Raw genomic sequence first — 16,475 nt, forward strand, 5'->3', positions numbered from 1 at the left:
TGACAATTCACCACCCGATACGCTATGACCATCTCCGTTTTTTGCATTTTACTCTTCGCCGCGCTGCTGCATGCCAGCTGGAACGCCATCGTTAAGGCCGGAACGGACAAGCTCTATTCCGCCATAAGCGTCAGCGGATCCGCCACGGTTATCGCTCTGGTCTTACTGCCGTTTTCCCCACAGCCTTCTGCTGCAAGCTGGCCGTTTTTGATTGTCTCCTGCGCCTTACAGGTGGTTTACACCGTGCTGGTAGCGAAGACCTATCAGGTCTCCGATATGAGCCAGACCTATCCGCTGATGCGCGGCACCGCCCCGCTGCTGGTGGCGCTGATCGGCGTGCTGGCGCTCGGCGATCGTCTTTCCTGGCTCGCCTGGTCCGGTATCGGAGTAATTTGCCTTTCGATTCTGGCGATGGCGATGCATGGCCGCATACAGTCACGCAAAGGGATCGGGCTGGCGCTGCTGAACGCCTGTTTTATTGCCGGGTATACGCTGGTGGACGGCACCGGCGTGCGTCTGTCGGACACCGCGCTGGGCTATACGCTGTGGACCTTCTTTATGAACGGCTTCTGCCTGTTGAGTTGGGCGATGGTGGCACGTCGGCGCGAGGCGTCCGGCTACCTGCGCCTGCACTGGCAAAAGGGGCTACTCGGCGGCGTTGGCACCATGGGCTCTTACGGTCTGGCGCTTTGGGCCATGACGCAGGCACCGCTGGCGGTGGTCGCGGCGCTGCGTGAAACCTCCATACTCTTTGGGGCGCTGATCGCGTTTGTCCTTTTAAAAGAGAAGGTTGCGGGCCTGCGCATCGCTGCGGCGTTGGGTATAGCCGGCGGCGCCATTCTGCTGCGCATGGCATAAATCACTGGCAACATTAGTTGCCGATCTTGTTTACAAATCCTGCCTTTCCCGGTTTTTTCATTCACCACGGCAATGCTTAAATTGTCATCTCTCTGTGGTAGATTCCTCGCGCATTTATGGGAATGCGCAGTCACTTATTCTTCATTTTTCTCTTTTGGCAAAAGTATTCAGCGGCATGAAAAAACAAAGGAACGTTAACTTATTGTTGATGCTGGTGTTACTGGTGGCCGTCGGTCAGATGGCGCAAACCATCTACATTCCGGCGATTGCCGACATGGCAAAGGAATTGAACGTCCGCGAGGGCGCGGTGCAGAGCGTGATGGCGGCCTACCTGCTAACCTATGGCGTTTCGCAGCTCTTCTACGGCCCGCTGTCTGACCGCGTCGGGCGTCGCCCGGTGATCCTGGTGGGCATGAGCATTTTCATGGTGGCGACGGTGATTGCCATTACCACGCACAGCCTGACCGTACTGATTGCCGCCAGCGCCCTGCAGGGCGTCGGGACCGGCGTCGGTGGGGTGATGGCGCGAACCTTACCGCGCGATATGTATCAGGGCACCCAGCTCCGTCATGCCAACAGCCTGTTGAATATGGGGATTCTGGTCAGCCCGCTTCTCGCCCCGCTGATTGGCGGTCTGCTGGACACGATGTGGTCCTGGCGCGCCTGCTACGCCTTTCTGCTGGTGCTGTGCGTGATTGTCACCTTCAGCATGGCGCGCTGGATGCCGGAAACGCGCCCGCAGGACGCGCCGCGCACGAAGCTTATCACCAGCTATAAAACGCTGTTCGGCAACGGGTCCTTTACCTGCTACCTGCTGATGCTGATCGGCGGCCTGGCGGGCATTGCGGTGTTCGAAGCCTGCTCCGGCGTGCTGCTGGGCGCGGGGCTGGGCCTGAGCAGCATGGTCGTGAGTATTCTGTTTATTCTGCCGATCCCGGCGGCGTTCTTCGGCGCGTGGTTTGCCGGACGCCCGAACAAACGCTTCTCCACCCTGATGTGGCAGTCGGTGATCAGCTGCCTGCTGGCGGGTCTGATGATGTGGATACCGGGGCTGTTTGGCGTGATGACGGTCTGGACGCTGCTCATCCCGGCAGCGCTGTTCTTCTTCGGCGCGGGGATGCTGTTCCCGCTGGCGACCAGCGGCGCGATGGAGCCGTTCCCGTTCCTCGCAGGCACGGCTGGCGCGCTGGTGGGCGGTTTGCAGAATATCGGCTCCGGCGCGCTGGCCTGGCTCTCGGCGATGATGCCGCAGACCGGGCAGGCTAGTTTGGGCCTGCTGATGACGCTGATGGGGCTGCTGATTTTACTGTGCTGGCTGCCGCTGGCGTCGCGTGTTCCGCATCACGAGCAGCCGGTTTAACCGCATGATGGCCCGGCTTCTCGCCGGGCTTTTCACAGACGGGCGCAATCATCGCCTGCAACAACGGCTCCGGCGCGGGCCGCCAGGCCCCCTCTTCCCCGTCGTAAAACTGGAAATCCGCGTTCAGCGCATACGGAATTTTCGCCTTTTGCAGCTCGCAGGCCATAAAGGTGGAGAACGCCATTTGCGAAGCGGTTGGCGTGAGGTGGTTTGACTCTCCCACGCCCCAGCCCCCGACCCAGCTAACGTGCCCGGTTTTTTGCTGCCAGCGCAGGGCGGTATTGATGCGATTATGGATTGCCGCTTTCTCCGACGCCGTGCCGGACGTCCACGGGTATTTACCGCTATTTTTCAGCGGCCCCCACGGGAAAATATGCCACTCCGCCAGCAGGTAGTTTTGGCTGTGCGCGGGGAGCTTCAGGCTGGATAAATCCTCCGGCGCGGCGCGCAGGCGCGGCGCAATAAAGATCATGCGCTGCGGGTCCATGTCGTGGATCGCTTTAATGGTTTTTTCATACACGCGGTTTAGCGACGCGAGGTTGTGGTTAAGCTTGTCGGCCGGCTCATAAATGAGATCAAAACCCAGCAGTGGATAGCTCTGACCGAAATAGTGCGCCACGGCAATCCACCAGTTGACCGTCTCTTTCTCGTTATCGGCTTTCGGGTCGTTTTTATACTCATCAGCCTGATAGGCGATAATCGGGATCACGCCATACTGTTCGCAGGCTTCTACCAGCTTGCGCAGGTGAATTAGCCGCGCTTCCGTCGGCTCATCGGCGACGCGAATGCGCACGTGGGTAATGCCTTTTGCACGAAAATCGCGTACCACCAGCGGGTCGAATTCGCGTATGCCGCGCTCGGTGCGCGCCCAGTCCACATCCATCCCGACGCCCAGCTGCTGCGCATAACGGGCAGCCGTCAGCGGCGGCTCAGCGGCAATCGCCCAGCCGGAAGAGATCAGTAATGCACAGGCAATAAAAGGCTTTAACACGGTTTACCCTGGATAAATCGAAAGCATTACCTGTATTTAGCACGCTTTTTCACATTTGGTGTAGAGCGAAAGCGTAATAATTCTTCAACCTGCCAGTTCTCTCAGCCAGCCGATAAAGGCGTCTATTTTCGGCCACTGTCGGCCTGAAAGCGTCGAGATATAGTAGTGCTGATGGCATTTCAGAGTTTTTTCACCAAACGGGGCGATAAGCTCGCCCCGCTCAAGCCGTTTCTGCACCAGCCGCTTTCTGCCCATAGCGACGCCGACGTGGTTGATGGCCGCAATAATCGCTAAATCGGAACGATCAAAACCAATGCCCGACGATGGCGGCATATTCACCGAAAAGTGTTGCGCCCAGCTCAGCCACTCATCCGTACCGGAATCGTTGCTCCAGGCCTGACGGTCGTGCAGCAGCGTGCAGCGGCTGAGGTTATCGGGGTTTTTCAGCAGCTCATGCTCGCGGGCATACTGCGGCGAGCAGACGGGCAAAATCTCCTCGTCCATCAGGAAGTGATGAGAGAGGTGGTTTGGTGGCGTATCGTCGAAATAGAGCGCCAGATCGACGCCCGTTCGCTGCATATTGACGTAATCATTGCCGGTAAGGATGGTGAGTGAAATCGACGGATAACGGCGGGTAAAGTCCCCCAGCATGGGCACAAGCCAGCACTGGGCGATCGACGGGCGAGAGTAGACCGTCAGCGTGCCGGAGAGCGCCTGGTTTTTGATATCCAGGATCTCCTGATTCAGGGTATCGAGGGACGATTTCAGCGTCCAGTAAACGCGCTTTCCCTCCTTCGTCAGCTCAACTTTACGGTGCGAGCGGACGAACAGCTGAATGCCCAGCTCCTCTTCCAGCAGGTTGATGCGGTGGCTCACCGCGCTGGGGCTGAGCGACAGCTCCTCCGCCGCCAGGGCGAAGGACTCATGCCGGGCGGCCACTTCAAAGGTGTACATTTTCGACAGCTGCCAGCCGTTTAACAGCCGGTTTCTGGCTTCATTTGCATCGGTCATCACAATTCTCGCGCGGGTTTTCTGCGCTCAGCATACCGCTCAAGGGTGAATTTATGTGAACCTAATACGAATTAAGTGCACTTTTTAGAGCGCAGTCACTCAGTTGATCCAATCTGGCTCACCTGAACGCCAATTTATATCGTTTGTCAGCCCACGCCGTTTTTTCGTCCAATACCCACAGATGACATAAGGGTGAGGTGAGATATGGGATCTCAGGTCTGGGTTGTGGCAACGCTGCTGGTCAGCATTGTGTTGATTGTTTTAACCATCGTAAAACTGAAGTTTCACCCGTTCCTCGCGCTGCTGCTGGCGAGCTTTTTCGTCGGCGCGATGATGGGGATGAGCCCGCTGGATATGGTGAACGCCATCGAGAGCGGAATTGGCGGTACGCTGGGCTTCCTGGCGGCAGTGATTGGCCTGGGCACCATTCTCGGCAAGATGATGGAAGTCTCCGGCGCGGCCGAGCGCATCGGGATTGCACTGCAGCGCAGCCGCTGGCTGTCGGCGGACGTGATTATGGTGCTGGTAGGCCTTATCTGCGGCATTACGCTATTCGTGGAAGTGGGCGTGGTACTGCTGATCCCGCTGGCGTTTTCCATCGCCAAAAAGACCAACACGTCGCTGCTCAAGCTGGCCATTCCGCTCTGTACCGCGCTGATGGCGGTGCACTGCGTGGTGCCGCCGCATCCGGCCGCGCTGTTTGTGACCAATAAATTAGGCGCGGACGTGGGAACGGTCATTGTTTATGGTTTGATGGTAGGCCTGATGGCCTCGCTGGTCGGCGGCCCGCTGTTCCTGAAACTGCTCGGCAATCGTCTGCCGTTTAAACCGGTTCCGGCGGAATTTTCAGACCTGAAGGTGCGTGAAGAGCACACCCTGCCGTCGCTGGGCGCCACGCTGTTCACGGTGCTGCTGCCGATTGCCCTGATGCTGGTGAAAACCATCGCCGAGCTGAATATGGCAAAAGAAGGCACGCTGTATACGCTGCTGGAGTTTATCGGCAACCCGATCACCGCCATGTTTATCGCCGTGTTTGTCGCCTACTACCTGCTGGGGATCCGCCAGCATATGGGCATGGGCACGATGCTGACGCACACCGAGCAAGGCTTCGGCTCTATCGCCAACATTTTGCTGATTATCGGTGCGGGCGGCGCGTTTAACGCCATCCTGAAAACCAGCGGACTGGCGGACTCGCTGGCGCATATTCTCTCGAACCTGCACATGCACCCTATCCTGCTCGCCTGGCTGGTGGCGCTGGTGCTGCATGCCGCCGTAGGCTCCGCGACGGTGGCGATGATGGGCGCCACGGCGATAGTCGCACCGATGCTGCCGCTCTACCCGAACGTGAGCCCGGAGATCATCACCATTGCCATCGGTTCCGGCGCCATTGGCTGCACGATCGTGACCGACTCCCTCTTCTGGCTGGTGAAGCAATACTGCGGCGCGACCCTGAATGAGACCTTCAAATACTATACGACGGCGACGTTTATCGCCTCGGTGCTTGCACTTGGCGGCACATTCCTGCTTTCCTTCATTATCTGAGCGCGAAGAGACGTATTATGGAAAACGCAACTATCACTACTTTAACCGCACAGTTTCCTCTGGTTGAGGATCTGATCGCCCTGAAAGAAACCACCTGGCTTAACCCGCGCACCACGACGCTTGCAGAAGGGTTGCCGTACGTCGGGCTGACCAAAGCCGACGTGGACGACGCCCACGCGCGCCTGAAACGCTTCGCACCGTATCTGGCACAAGCCTTCCCGGAAACGGCGGCAACGGGCGGGATTATCGAATCCGAACTGGTCGCCATTCCGGCGATGCAGGCGCGGCTGGAGAAAGAATCTGCGAAGTCTATTCCCGGCACGCTGCTGCTGAAAAAAGACAGCCATCTGCCGATTTCCGGCTCGATTAAAGCGCGCGGCGGCATCTATGAGGTGCTGACCCATGCGGAAAAACTGGCGCTTGAAGCCGGGTTGCTGAGCGTTGAAGACGACTACAGCATTCTGCTGGAGCCGCGCTTTAAGGACTTCTTCAGCCAGTACAGCATTGCGGTAGGCTCAACCGGCAACCTCGGGATGTCCATCGGCATTATGAGCGCACGCATCGGCTTTAAGGTGACGGTACATATGTCCGCCGACGCCCGCGAGTGGAAGAAAGCCAAACTGCGCAGCCACGGCGTCATCGTCGTGGAATATGAGCAGGATTACGGCGTGGCCGTTGAGCAGGGACGAAAAGCGGCGGAAAGCGATCCGAACTGCTTTTTCATTGACGATGAAAATTCCCGCACCTTATTCCTGGGCTATGCCGTTGCAGGCGAGCGCCTGAAGGCGCAGTTTGCCGAACAGGGCCGCGTGGTGGATGCGGATCATCCGCTGTACGTCTACCTGCCGTGCGGCGTCGGCGGCGGCCCTGGCGGCGTGGCGTTTGGCCTGAAGCTGGCCTTTGGCGATAACGTCCACTGCTTCTTCGCGGAGCCAACGCACTCCCCGTGCATGCTGCTCGGCGTCTACACCGGCCTGCACGATGAGATCGCGGTGCAGGATCTGGGCATTGATAACGTCACGGCAGCGGACGGGCTGGCGGTAGGACGCGCCTCCGGCTTCGTGGGCCGCGCGATGGAGCGCCTGCTTGACGGGGTCTACACCCTTTCCGACCAGAGCATGTACGACATGCTCGGCTGGCTGGCGCAGGAGGAAGGGATCCGCCTGGAGCCGTCGGCGCTGGCGGGCATGGCCGGGCCGGTGCGCGTTCATTCGCATACCAACGTTACCCACCTGGTGTGGGCGACCGGCGGCGGTATGGTGCCGGAAGACGAGATGGCGAAGTATCTGGCGAAAGGGAAGTAATTATGCCGGGTGGCGGCTGCGCCTTACCCGGCCTACAACTGCAAAATTTGTTGAATGTGGGTGACCGCAAACAACAATGACAACGAGAGAACAGCGAGCGCGATCAGGAACTTATCGCGCACCGCTTTCGGCTGCATAAAATCGTCCTGCGCCACGTCCATCAGGTTACGGCTGCGGGTATAGCGCCATAAAATAATGGCCACCAGCGCCAGCACAACCAGCGAAACCCAGAATGGCACCCCCGTGCGGTGCCAGTTGTGCTTGATCGCCAGGGCGATCAGCGCGCCATACCCCAGCAGCGTGCGCAGCCAGGCGAGGGACGTTCGCTCCGGCTGCAGGCCGGGGTCCGCTTCGCGCCGCGCTTTGCGGCTATCCGCCATAGAACACCAGCACCATCACCACGCCCGCCACCGTCAGCAGAATCGTGCTGACGATCAGCAGCCCGCGCGTATAGGGCAAATCCTGCTTCAGACGCATCGCCTTCTCATTGCGCAGCCAGCGCAGGTAGCCGTAAATCGCCAGCACGCCCGCGAACAGGCACAGCAGCAGCGCCAGCACTTCACGAATCAGCGGCGTGGCGAAATCGGGCGCGAGCTGATCGAGACCCACCCCTGCGGCAAGAAAGCCCAGCGCGGTGCGGATCCACGCTAAAAAAGTGCGTTCATTGGCCAGAGAGAAGCGGTAGTCCGGCGCTTCGCCGAGGCGGGAAATTTTCATGAGGGTTCCTTGTCGTGCTTCGGGCAGGCTTCAGCATAGCGTAAATCGACAAGGACAAGGAGACCGGCATCGGGCGATGCCGGTCAGGACGATTAGTGCAGCTCTGGCCAGTAGTCCTTATTGGCCTCGATCAGGTCATCCAGAATCGCTTTCGCGACGGACGCGCTCGGCACGGTTTTCGACAGGGTGATCGCCTGCCAGAGTTTCTGGTACGAGCGCTGCTCCCAGGCATCCACCACCAGTTTTTCCACCGCCACCTGCTGGCTCATCAGCCCTTTCTGGAAGTGTGGAATATCGCCCACCGTAAGCGGCTCAGGGCCGTTATGGCCCACCAGGCACGGGATCTCCACCATCGCGTCGGCATCAAAGTTATGGATGGCCCCGTTGTTTGGCACAATCAGCAGCATCCGCTCCTGGGTGTTGAAGGCTATGGCCGTAGCCAGATCGACGATGTACGACGCATGTTCGTCGATTTCCAGCTCACCGGCGGCAGAGTTACCGGCTTCGATAATCGCCCGGCAGGAACTGAACACGTGCTTCTCGCGGTGATCCATCACTTCATTGGCGCGGGTACGCTCCGGATTCGAGTGCGCGACCACGTAGTCCGGGAACAGATAATACTTCAGGTAGGTGTTCGGCATGGTGTCCGGATCCAGCGCCTGCACGTCTCTGGCTTTTGCAAAGGTATCGTTCCAGCTCGCTTCGGTATGCGCATCTTCCGAAGGCGGCACATAGCCTTTTTTCGCCACGTATTCGCGCAGTTTCGGCATCAGATCGTTGCCGTTCAAATCTTCAATAGACGTCCACCAGCCGAAGTGGTTCAGGCCGTAGTAGCGCACGCGCATCTCTTTGCGGTCCTTCAGGCCGACAATCTGCGCCATGCGCCCTTCAATGCCGATCGGCATATCGCAGATGTTGAGGATTTTGGCGTTCGGACGCAGGCGACGCGTGGCTTCCGCAACAATTGCTGCCGGGTTGGAGTAGTTCAGCATCCACGCGTTCGGGGAGTACTGCTCCATGTAATCCACCAGCTCCAGCACGCCGCCGATAGAGCGCATGCCGTAGGAAATCCCGCCCGGCCCGCAGGTTTCCTGGCCCAGCACGCCGTGGCGCAGCGGGATTTTTTCATCTTTTTCACGCATCGGGTATTTGCCCACGCGGATATGCGCCATCACAAAATCCACATCGGTGAACGCCGCTTTAGGGTCGGTGGTGTAGCTGAATTCAATCTCCGGTGCCTGCTCTCTGAGGATGATTTTGCACGCTTCGGCGATGGTTTCCTGACGCGCGCCGTCGTTGTCATAAAACTTCAGGGCGCGCAGCGGAAAACGGTCACGGTTGGCTAACAGCATCAGGACGATACCAGGCGTAAAGGTGCTGCCGCCGCCTGCAATAACAACTGAGAATTTTTTCATGATATAGCCTCTGTCAGGGTGGTTTGTTCATTTGATAAAGGGGTTTTCATCAGCGATTCCAGCTGGTCGCGCACCTGAGGAACGTGCAGGCCGACAATCACCTGAATGCCGTTGCCGCGTCGCACCACGCCGTGGGCGCCGAGGGCTTTGAAGACGTCATCGCTTTGGGTTTTCGCCATATCCACCAGCGCAATGCGCAAGCGGGTGGCGCAGTTGTTGATGCTTTCGATGTTGGCCGCGCCGCCGAGCGCCTGCAGGAATCCGGCGGCCTGCCCTACCTGCTGGCTGGCCGCTGCCGGGGCGGTGGTTTGCCCGCGCGCCGCCTTATAGTCGGCCTTGCTGTAGAGTTTGATTTCGCTCTCTTCCCGGCCCGGCGTTTTCAGGTTCAGACGTTCGATCAGCGTTTTGAAGACCACGAAGTAAATCCCGGTGAAGCAGACGCCGATGCCGATCTGGGTGAATACCGTCGAGGCGTGGTTATGGAACATTGGGATCCAGTTTTGCGGCAGGAACTGGTCCAGCAGGCCGCCGCCCATGTTCCCTACTACGCCGAAGGCGTACATCACCGTTGCCATGGTGGCCGCCAGCACGGCGTGCACGGCAAACAACAGCGGCGAGATAAACAGGAAGGTGAACTCAAGCGGTTCAGTGATGCCCACCAGCACGGCGGTGAGCGTGGCCGGCACCAGCAGCCCCGCCACCTTGACGCGGTTTTCCGGCGACGCGGTGTACCAGATAGCGAACGCAATCCCGACCGAGCCAAACACTTTAGAGTTGCCGTGCAGCGCGAATCCGCCTTCCGGGAAGAGGGTTTTCAGCGGCAGGGTGCTCTGGCTGAATTCCTGCAGGTGCTGCGCCCAGTAGACCTGAATACCGCCTTCCACCGCCGCCGGGCCGAAGATGAACGGACCGTAGACGAAGTGGTGCAATCCGGTTGGGATCAGAATGCGTTCCAGGAAGGTATACACCCACACGCCCAGCGCTCCGGCAGAGCGCAGGAACGCCTGCAGGGACTCAATGCCCATCTGCACTTTCGGCCAGCCCAGCAGCGTCAGCCAGGCGCAGGGGATCATGACGAAAAACGCGAGGATAACGACAAAGGAGCTGCCCTGGAAAATCCCCAGAAAGACCGGCAGCGGCTTGTCGAAGTAGCGGTTGTGGATGGCGGTGACGATGCCTGAGATCACAATGGCACCGATGATGCTGGTATCGAGCGTTTTGATGCCGGCAATCATCGCCAGCCCGCTACCCGCCGTCGGTTCTGCGGAGAAGTCGACGCCGAAGAAGTGGCCCCAGGTCATCCCCATCGCGTTAATGAAGTAGTTCCAGGTCAGGAAGCTAATCAGCACCGCCAGACAGGCACGGCCCTGCGCCTGCTTCGCCAGGCCAATCGGCAGGCCGACGGCAAAAATCAGCGGCATATTGCGAAACACTGCCCAGCCGCCCTCTTCAATGATGTGAACAATCTGCGCGAAAAGATGATCGGGAGCGGTTAAGGCTTCGCCGACAAACAGCGGGTTGCGAAGCATGATGGCGATTCCCACCACAATCCCGGCGAACGGAAACAGCAACACCGGGGTAAACATGGCACCGCCAAAACGTTGTATTTGACTGAGCATTTTTAAATCCTCATGAAACAACCTGTAGGGGTAGAGGCCTTTATGGTTTTTTGCTGGCCTGAGGTGAGCATAAGAACTTACTGATGCGCGAACATGGCGTGCCGCTGCGATTCGTGATCGCATTCATGGTTTTATTTTGACCAATCAGGTCTACTTTTTGAGGTAAAAATGGACATGTCAGGACACAACCCACGCCCTGATAAGGGCAAAGAGGTCTACTGGTGATCTACAAATCTATCGCCGACAGATTGCGGCTGCGGCTGAATTCGTCGGACTACAACATCGGCAGCCCGCTGCCCGGCGAAAAAGCGCTGGCACAGGAGTTCGGCGTGGCGCGAATGACCATCCGCAAGGCGCTGGACCTGCTGGTGAGCTGGGGGCTGGTTGAGCGGCGGCACGGCAGCGGAACTTTTGTCTCACGCAAAGACGTTCACCACGAAACCACCAACCTGACCGGGCTGGTGGAGGTGCTGCGTCAGCAGGGAAAAGAGGTGCAGAGTAAGGTCTTACAGTTCGAAGTGATGCCCGCCCCACCCGCCATCGCCAGCCAGCTGCGGATCCAGGTGGATGAGCGGATCTACTTTTCACGACGGGTGCGCTACGTGGACGGGAAACCGCTGATGCTCGAGGACAGCTTTATGCCGGTGAAGTTGTTCCGCAACCTGTCGCTGGCGCATCTTGAGGGGTCTAAGTTTGATTACATCGAGAAGGAGTGCGGGATCACCATCAGCGGCAACTACGAGAGCCTGACGCCGGTGCTGGCAGATAAAACGCTGGCCGGTTATATGAACCTGCCGGAACAGACGCCGCTGCTGCGCATTACGTCTCTTTCCTACAGCGACAGCGGCGAGTTCCTCAATTATTCCGTGATGTTCCGAAATACCAGCGATTACCAGGTGGACTACCATCTGCGGCGCATCCACCCGGACGACCTGTTAGCTCATCCCCCAGAACAGCACCGCCAGTAGCTGCGGAGTGATGATGCGCAGGAACATCACCAGCGGATAGACGGTGGCATAGGAGAGCGCGGCCGCACCGCTGGTGGCGTGCAGGTTGTTGGCAAAGGCCAGCGCGGGCGGATCGGTCATGGAGCCCGCCAGCATCCCGCACAGGGTCAGGTAGTTCATTTTGGCGAACATCCGCGCCAGTATTCCCACCGTCAGCAGTGGGATCGCCGTGATAAAGATGCCGTAGCCTACCCAGCTCATCCCTTCGCCCTTGACCAGAGTATCGACAAAATCCCCGCCGGATTTCAGGCCGACCACCGCCAGGAACAGCACGATGCCCAGCTCGCGCAGCGCCAGGTTGGCGCTCGGTGGCATAAACCAGTAGAGCTTCCCGATACAGCCGATACGCCCGAGGATCAGCGCCATAATCAGCGGCCCGCCCGCCAGGCCCAGCTTGAGCGCCACCGGGAAGCCCGGCACGTACACAGGAATAGAACCGAGCAGCACGCCAAGCCCGATACCGATAAACACTGGCAGCATCTGCACCTGCTGCAGTTTTTGCTGGGCGTTACCCACCATATCCGCCACGGCGTCGATGGACGACGGGCGCCCGACCAGGTTGAGGATATCCCCAAACTGCAGGCTGGCCTCCGGGCTGGCGACCAGCTCAACACCCGCACGGTTGAGACGGGAGATCACCACGTCATAGCGCTCTTTTACCTGCAGATCGCGGATTTTCTTGCCAAGAACGTGTTCGTTAGTTACCACAACGCGTTCCACGCGCATATCGGTGCCGCGGGTTGAGAGCGAAGTATCCACTTCCTGGCCAATCACCAGCCGCGCGTTGTTTAAATCGCCGGGCTGGCCGACCAGGTGCAGCAGATCGCCCTGCTGAATGACGGTGCCGGGCGCGGGCACCATCAGCATATCGTCACGCTTGAGGCGGGAGCAGATGATATTGGCGCTGTTGAGGATCGGCACGTCCTGAATCGCCATATTGTTCAGGTTGGGGTTATCGACCCGGATGTTGATAGTTTTGATCGGCATATGGCCGTTGGTGAGCGTGGTTTCGTGATCCTTCGCCTCTTTGTCGACGTTAATGCGAAACAGGACGCGTACCAGCCACATGGAAAGCAGAATGCCGCAAATCCCAAACGGGTAGGCCATGGCGTAGCTCATCCCCATCTGGTCGACGATGCCGGGTTCGATGCCCAAATCGCGCAGGATTTGCTGCCCGGCGCCGAGCGCAGGCGTGTTGGTAACCGCCCCGGAGAAAATGCCCAGCACCACGGGAAGCGGGATATCGAAGATTTTGTGCAGAATTGCGGTGACCAGCCCGCCCATTACCACAATGCCGAGGGCAAACAGGTTGAGCCGCAATCCCGAGACCCGAAGTGAGGCGAAAAAGCCCGGTCCCACCTGAATACCGATGGTATAAACGAAGAGGATCAGGCCGAACTCCTGAGTAAAGTGGAGCATTTCGGCGCTGAGGACCAGCCCGAGCTTGTCGGCGAAGTGCCCGACAAAAATGCCGCCAAACAGTACCCCGCCTATCCCAAACCCGACGCCGCGGATTTTGATATTACCTATCCACAGGCCAACAACAGCGACCAGGGCCAACACGCTGACGGTTAACGCGATATCACTCATGACCCACTTCCTTATCATAACCTTAGTTATGCTAAGGATTCTCTCAGAGCCGGATGCGATTGTATGGGCTATGGCGCACAAAAAAGCCCTGCCGGGGCAGGGCTTTATCTTTTCACCCTCTCCCACAGGGAGAGGGCTGGGGTGAGGGCATCAGCCCGCACAGTGCTAACTATTCAACGCCGGCCGCTCGCTAATGGCGATACGCTGCGGCGCGATGGCTTCCGGCACGTTGCGGATCAGGTCGATATGCAGCAGCCCGTTGGTAAACGTTGCACCGGACACTTCCATATGGTCTGCCAGGGTAAAGCTCAGGCTAAACGGCTGATTAACCAGCCCCTGATGCAGCCATTTGGTCTCGGTCTCTTGTTTTTCCGGCGTGCCTTTCACGGTCAGGCGCGTGCCTTCAAGCTGGATGTCCAGATCGTCCTGGCGGAAACCGGCCAGCGCAAGGGTGATGCGATAGTGGTTATCGTCGCTTTTTTCGATGTTGTACGGCGGAAACGTCTGTTGCTCGGTGGTGCTTTGCAGGGCGTTGGCCAGTTTGTCAAAACCAATCCACTGACGCAGCAGGGGGGATAAATCATAGTTACGCATACTAAATCTCCTTCTGAGAAGCGAGTTCGGCACAGTGTAATTTTGTGCACAGTTGTTCCTGCAAATCCTGATGGATTCGCATATGCTCCCGTTACGGCAAGCAAGTCCGGGTGGGCCGCTCACGCGACCCGCGTAATTAGTTAATTTCGATACGGCGCGGTTTTTTCTCTTCCGGAATCACACGTTCCAGTTCGATAAACAGCAGGCCGTTGACCAGGTTCGCGCCTTTAACGTGAATGTTCTCGGCTAACTGGAACTTGCGTTCAAAGTTGCGCTCGGCGATGCCCTGATAAAGGTAGGTACGTTCTTTCTGCTCGGCCGTATGGGAACCTTTCACCACCAGCAAGTTGTCCTGCGCGGTGATCTCCAGTTCGTTTTCTGCAAAACCGGCGACGGCAATGGCGATGCGGTAGTGGTTTTCGTCAACCAGCTCAACATTGTATGGAGGGTAGCCGTTGCTCTGGCTTTGGTTATTTTCTAAATGGTTAAACAGGCGGTCAAAACCAATTGCAGAACGGTATAGCGGAGAAAGATCGAAGTTACGCATAAATAAAACTCCTGAAATCAGCGAGAAATTGTAGCCTTCCACCATGGACAGGCCTTTGCGCCCCCGAACACCCATCAGGCGAGTTCGTAATCGGGCCACATTCTTAAAATGGGTCTGCAATCGGGCTTTTCAAGAACGACAGCTGCACTTTTTTTTGCACTTTCCGGCATCTCGCTTAGACTGGGACAACAGCACAAAGGGTTAAATTGCGATGGCTGCCACAGTGCGGGGTTATGGGGCTATCCATTTTGGATAAGGCTCGCTATAACCCTGAGTTGCAGGTCTATGCAGTGCCATTAACGATGACTGAGTGATGATGAAAAATGTTCTGATAAAGCTGACGACGTTCAGCGGGGTAGTTTTACTTTGCGGGTGTTCGAGCGTGATGTCTCACACCGGCGGTAAAGAAGGAACATATCCGGGGACGCGCGCCAGCGCGGCGATGATCTCCGATGACGATACAAACTGGGGCACCAAATCCCTGGTTATCCTGGATATGCCGTTTACGGCCGTGGCGGATACGCTTCTGCTGCCGTGGGATATGTTTCGTAAGGACAACTCCGTACGCTCGCGGGTAGAGAAAAGCGAGCAGGAGAATCTGGCGACAAACGCCGTCATCCCGCCCGCAGAGATGCCTCCACGCTAGTACTGCGCGGTTTCCGTTACCCAAAGCTGACGGAAACCGGCTGTCTCTTCCATCCACGCAATAACGCGCCCGTCCGGGGAAAACACGACCGCATCAGCAGACGGTGGGTTGCCGTGATCGGACGTCAAAAACGTCACCTCTCCGGTCCGTGCGTCGCAGCAGGCGATCCGATTTTCGAGCACAAACCCCAGACGATCGCCGGAAGGATGCCAGTTAAATGCTGACTGAATATCGCTCCCGGTACGCGTCAACTGGCGCGGCTCGCCGCCCTCAGGAGAGATCAGCCACAGCTGCACAATGCCGTTATCATCCCGCATCAGAAACGCAATCTGCGTTCCCTGCGGGTTGCAGCGAACCCAGTGACGCGGCACGTTCACCAGGCCCGGGTACGCCCTTTGATGCGTAAAGGTCAAACGACGCTGCTTCACACCCGCAGGCGGCGCAGGAAGGGTCTCCGTCGTGCCCTGTAGCGGCGCATCGCCCGCACGCTTCCAGCCCTGCTCCTCTTCCGGCAAATTTACGATAAACAGTTCGGGTACTTTTTCGCCCTGCGTGGAGAGGGTATCGCCGATAAACGCCAGCCTGCTGTTGCCCACCCAGCCCTCTTCATAAGCGCGGTTGATTTCATCGCTGTCCGGCTGTGGGTCAGGCGTCGTGCGGCTAACCAGCACGCTCCAGAAGGTTCCCGAATAGTCACGGGGATGGTTCCCCTGCGGGTTCACCGGGCCGTAAGGTGCAGCCACGCCGACGTTGCGTAAATCAAGTTTAGGATCGCGCTCGTGCAGCACGTGGTCGTTATAGGTAAAGCTGACGAGCTGCCCGTTCGGGCTGAAGACATGGACGTGGCTGCCGCCGCGCAGCGCGCCTGCGGTGTAAGGCGCGGTGATATCCATCGCGTCCAGGTTGCTCACCTGGCCGTTTTGCGCAACCACTCCCTGACGATGATGAAAATCGTAGTGCCAGTCTGCATCCGGGTTTTTCGGGCCGTGGATAAAGACATATTTCTCTTCTGCAGGATGAACGGTCACCACGCCGACATGCGCGCCGTCAGTGGCACGATATACCACCTCTACCTCACCCGTAGCGACATTGACCCGCTCGATGGTTTCACCGGTGAACGACGCACCGGACGGGCGCACGTCGTAGACCAGCCACTGGCTGTCCGGCGTCCAGGTATTGATGTTGGTCAGCTGATGGTTGCGGGAAGCGAAGGTGATTTGTTTCATGAGGATACCCTGATGCACGGTGAGTGCATCAGGGTAAAACATCCGCAG

16 protein-coding genes and 1 other annotated feature are annotated in these 16,475 nt (G+C 58.3%); of the genes, 6 read left to right on the forward strand and 10 right to left on the reverse strand.

Annotated features, from left to right (window positions below; genetic code table 11):
- The first annotated feature begins 24 nt into the window (after positions 1–24).
- Together ACJ69_RS16975 and emrD are read left to right on the forward strand one after the other, a co-directional pair.
- Complete coding sequence (locus ACJ69_RS16975; RefSeq protein WP_059347370.1) at positions 25–858, forward strand: EamA family transporter; 834 nt, start codon at positions 25–27, stop codon at positions 856–858.
- Between the two features lie 175 nt (positions 859–1,033).
- Positions 1,034–2,218, forward strand: coding sequence for a multidrug efflux MFS transporter EmrD (emrD, locus tag ACJ69_RS16980; RefSeq protein ID WP_029741426.1), 1,185 nt, complete (start codon positions 1,034–1,036; stop codon positions 2,216–2,218).
- Here the strand turns inward: emrD and ACJ69_RS16985 are convergent.
- Together ACJ69_RS16985 and dsdC are read right to left on the reverse strand one after the other, a co-directional pair.
- Complete coding sequence (locus ACJ69_RS16985; protein ID WP_059347371.1) at positions 2,121–3,209, reverse strand: cellulase family glycosylhydrolase; 1,089 nt, start codon at positions 3,207–3,209, stop codon at positions 2,121–2,123. The genes emrD and ACJ69_RS16985 overlap by 98 nt on opposite strands.
- 84 nt (positions 3,210–3,293) lie before the next feature.
- Positions 3,294–4,220, reverse strand: coding sequence for a DNA-binding transcriptional regulator DsdC (dsdC, locus tag ACJ69_RS16990; protein WP_054830372.1), 927 nt, complete (start codon positions 4,218–4,220; stop codon positions 3,294–3,296).
- Positions 4,221–4,424: 204 nt separating this feature from the next.
- Here dsdC and dsdX point away from each other — a divergent pair, with 204 nt between their 5' ends.
- The gene (gene dsdX / locus ACJ69_RS16995) at positions 4,425–5,762 is read left to right on the forward strand and encodes a D-serine transporter DsdX (protein WP_059347372.1); all 1,338 of its coding nucleotides are present in this window, start codon (positions 4,425–4,427) and stop codon (positions 5,760–5,762) included.
- A 17-nt stretch (positions 5,763–5,779) separates the two neighbouring features.
- Positions 5,780–7,066 (forward strand): D-serine ammonia-lyase, encoded by a 1,287-nt coding sequence (gene dsdA / locus ACJ69_RS17000; protein ID WP_059347373.1) that lies wholly within the window; start codon positions 5,780–5,782, stop codon positions 7,064–7,066.
- 32 nt (positions 7,067–7,098) lie between these two features.
- Here the strand turns inward: dsdA and ACJ69_RS17005 are convergent, their stop codons facing one another.
- From ACJ69_RS17005 to ACJ69_RS17020, 4 genes are all read right to left on the reverse strand, one after another.
- Positions 7,099–7,446 (reverse strand): DUF202 domain-containing protein, encoded by a 348-nt coding sequence (locus ACJ69_RS17005; protein ID WP_054830371.1) that lies wholly within the window; start codon positions 7,444–7,446, stop codon positions 7,099–7,101.
- Complete coding sequence (locus ACJ69_RS17010) at positions 7,436–7,783, reverse strand: YidH family protein (protein ID WP_023333944.1); 348 nt, start codon at positions 7,781–7,783, stop codon at positions 7,436–7,438. The genes ACJ69_RS17005 and ACJ69_RS17010 overlap by 11 nt, the downstream gene beginning before the upstream one ends.
- Before the next feature lie 92 nt (positions 7,784–7,875).
- A complete protein-coding gene (locus ACJ69_RS17015; RefSeq protein ID WP_059347374.1) occupies positions 7,876–9,198 on the reverse strand; it encodes a 6-phospho-alpha-glucosidase in 1,323 nt (440 codons plus the stop codon).
- Positions 9,195–10,817: an alpha-glucoside-specific PTS transporter subunit IIBC gene (locus ACJ69_RS17020; RefSeq protein WP_047646753.1), complete on the reverse strand. Its 1,623-nt coding sequence runs from the start codon at positions 10,815–10,817 to the stop codon at positions 9,195–9,197. The genes ACJ69_RS17015 and ACJ69_RS17020 overlap by 4 nt, the downstream gene beginning before the upstream one ends.
- A 221-nt stretch (positions 10,818–11,038) precedes the next feature.
- Between ACJ69_RS17020 and ACJ69_RS17025 the strand changes: the two genes are divergently transcribed.
- Positions 11,039–11,785, forward strand: a complete 747-nt coding sequence (locus tag ACJ69_RS17025; RefSeq protein WP_024907387.1) for a GntR family transcriptional regulator — start codon at positions 11,039–11,041, stop codon at positions 11,783–11,785.
- Here the strand turns inward: ACJ69_RS17025 and ACJ69_RS17030 are convergent.
- The 3 genes from ACJ69_RS17030 to ibpA form a co-directional block, all read right to left on the reverse strand.
- Complete coding sequence (locus ACJ69_RS17030; RefSeq protein ID WP_032662051.1) at positions 11,753–13,414, reverse strand: putative transporter; 1,662 nt, start codon at positions 13,412–13,414, stop codon at positions 11,753–11,755. The genes ACJ69_RS17025 and ACJ69_RS17030 overlap by 33 nt on opposite strands.
- Before the next feature lie 165 nt (positions 13,415–13,579).
- On the reverse strand, positions 13,580–14,008 hold the full coding sequence (ibpB, locus tag ACJ69_RS17035; RefSeq protein ID WP_032662053.1) for a small heat shock chaperone IbpB: 429 nt from the start codon (positions 14,006–14,008) through the stop codon (positions 13,580–13,582).
- 136 nt (positions 14,009–14,144) lie between these two features.
- Positions 14,145–14,555: a small heat shock chaperone IbpA gene (ibpA, locus tag ACJ69_RS17040; protein ID WP_008500162.1), complete on the reverse strand. Its 411-nt coding sequence runs from the start codon at positions 14,553–14,555 to the stop codon at positions 14,145–14,147.
- Positions 14,549–14,620: a sequence feature (ROSE (Repression Of Heat Shock gene Expression) occurs in the 5'-region of heat shock genes and acts as an RNA thermometer to modulate expression.), on the reverse strand. (Overlaps the previous gene by 7 nt.)
- A gap of 248 nt (positions 14,621–14,868) precedes the next feature.
- On the opposite strand from ibpA, the gene ACJ69_RS17045 reads away from it, so the two are divergent.
- The gene (locus ACJ69_RS17045; protein ID WP_024907391.1) at positions 14,869–15,201 is read left to right on the forward strand and encodes a YceK/YidQ family lipoprotein; all 333 of its coding nucleotides are present in this window, start codon (positions 14,869–14,871) and stop codon (positions 15,199–15,201) included.
- On the opposite strand, the gene ACJ69_RS17050 is transcribed toward ACJ69_RS17045, so the two are convergent.
- Complete coding sequence (locus ACJ69_RS17050) at positions 15,198–16,427, reverse strand: DUF3748 domain-containing protein (RefSeq protein ID WP_181599600.1); 1,230 nt, start codon at positions 16,425–16,427, stop codon at positions 15,198–15,200. The two genes, ACJ69_RS17045 and ACJ69_RS17050, sit on opposite strands and share 4 nt — an antisense overlap.
- Between the last annotated feature and the right edge of the window lie 48 nt (positions 16,428–16,475).

The sequence above is a fragment of the Enterobacter asburiae genome, from assembly GCF_001521715.1.
Classification (GTDB): Bacteria; Pseudomonadota; Gammaproteobacteria; order Enterobacterales; family Enterobacteriaceae; genus Enterobacter; species Enterobacter asburiae.

Excerpts from the sequence above, each read along its gene's own strand:
- emrD (WP_029741426.1), top strand. The coding sequence starts at position 1,034 with ATGAAAAAACAAAGGAACGTTAACTTATTGTTGATGCTGGTGTTACTG.
- ACJ69_RS17050 (WP_181599600.1), bottom strand. The coding sequence starts at position 16,427 with ATGAAACAAATCACCTTCGCTTCCCGCAACCATCAGCTGACCAACATC.
- ACJ69_RS17045 (WP_024907391.1), top strand. The coding sequence starts at position 14,869 with ATGATGAAAAATGTTCTGATAAAGCTGACGACGTTCAGCGGGGTAGTT.
- dsdX (WP_059347372.1), top strand. The coding sequence starts at position 4,425 with ATGGGATCTCAGGTCTGGGTTGTGGCAACGCTGCTGGTCAGCATTGTG.
- ACJ69_RS16975 (WP_059347370.1), top strand. The coding sequence starts at position 25 with ATGACCATCTCCGTTTTTTGCATTTTACTCTTCGCCGCGCTGCTGCAT.
- ACJ69_RS17010 (WP_023333944.1), bottom strand. The coding sequence starts at position 7,783 with ATGAAAATTTCCCGCCTCGGCGAAGCGCCGGACTACCGCTTCTCTCTG.
- dsdA (WP_059347373.1), top strand. The coding sequence starts at position 5,780 with ATGGAAAACGCAACTATCACTACTTTAACCGCACAGTTTCCTCTGGTT.
- ACJ69_RS17005 (WP_054830371.1), bottom strand. The coding sequence starts at position 7,446 with ATGGCGGATAGCCGCAAAGCGCGGCGCGAAGCGGACCCCGGCCTGCAG.
- ACJ69_RS17015 (WP_059347374.1), bottom strand. The coding sequence starts at position 9,198 with ATGAAAAAATTCTCAGTTGTTATTGCAGGCGGCGGCAGCACCTTTACG.
- dsdC (WP_054830372.1), bottom strand. The coding sequence starts at position 4,220 with ATGACCGATGCAAATGAAGCCAGAAACCGGCTGTTAAACGGCTGGCAG.
- ACJ69_RS17020 (WP_047646753.1), bottom strand. The coding sequence starts at position 10,817 with ATGCTCAGTCAAATACAACGTTTTGGCGGTGCCATGTTTACCCCGGTG.
- ACJ69_RS17030 (WP_032662051.1), bottom strand. The coding sequence starts at position 13,414 with ATGAGTGATATCGCGTTAACCGTCAGCGTGTTGGCCCTGGTCGCTGTT.
- ibpB (WP_032662053.1), bottom strand. The coding sequence starts at position 14,008 with ATGCGTAACTATGATTTATCCCCCCTGCTGCGTCAGTGGATTGGTTTT.
- ibpA (WP_008500162.1), bottom strand. The coding sequence starts at position 14,555 with ATGCGTAACTTCGATCTTTCTCCGCTATACCGTTCTGCAATTGGTTTT.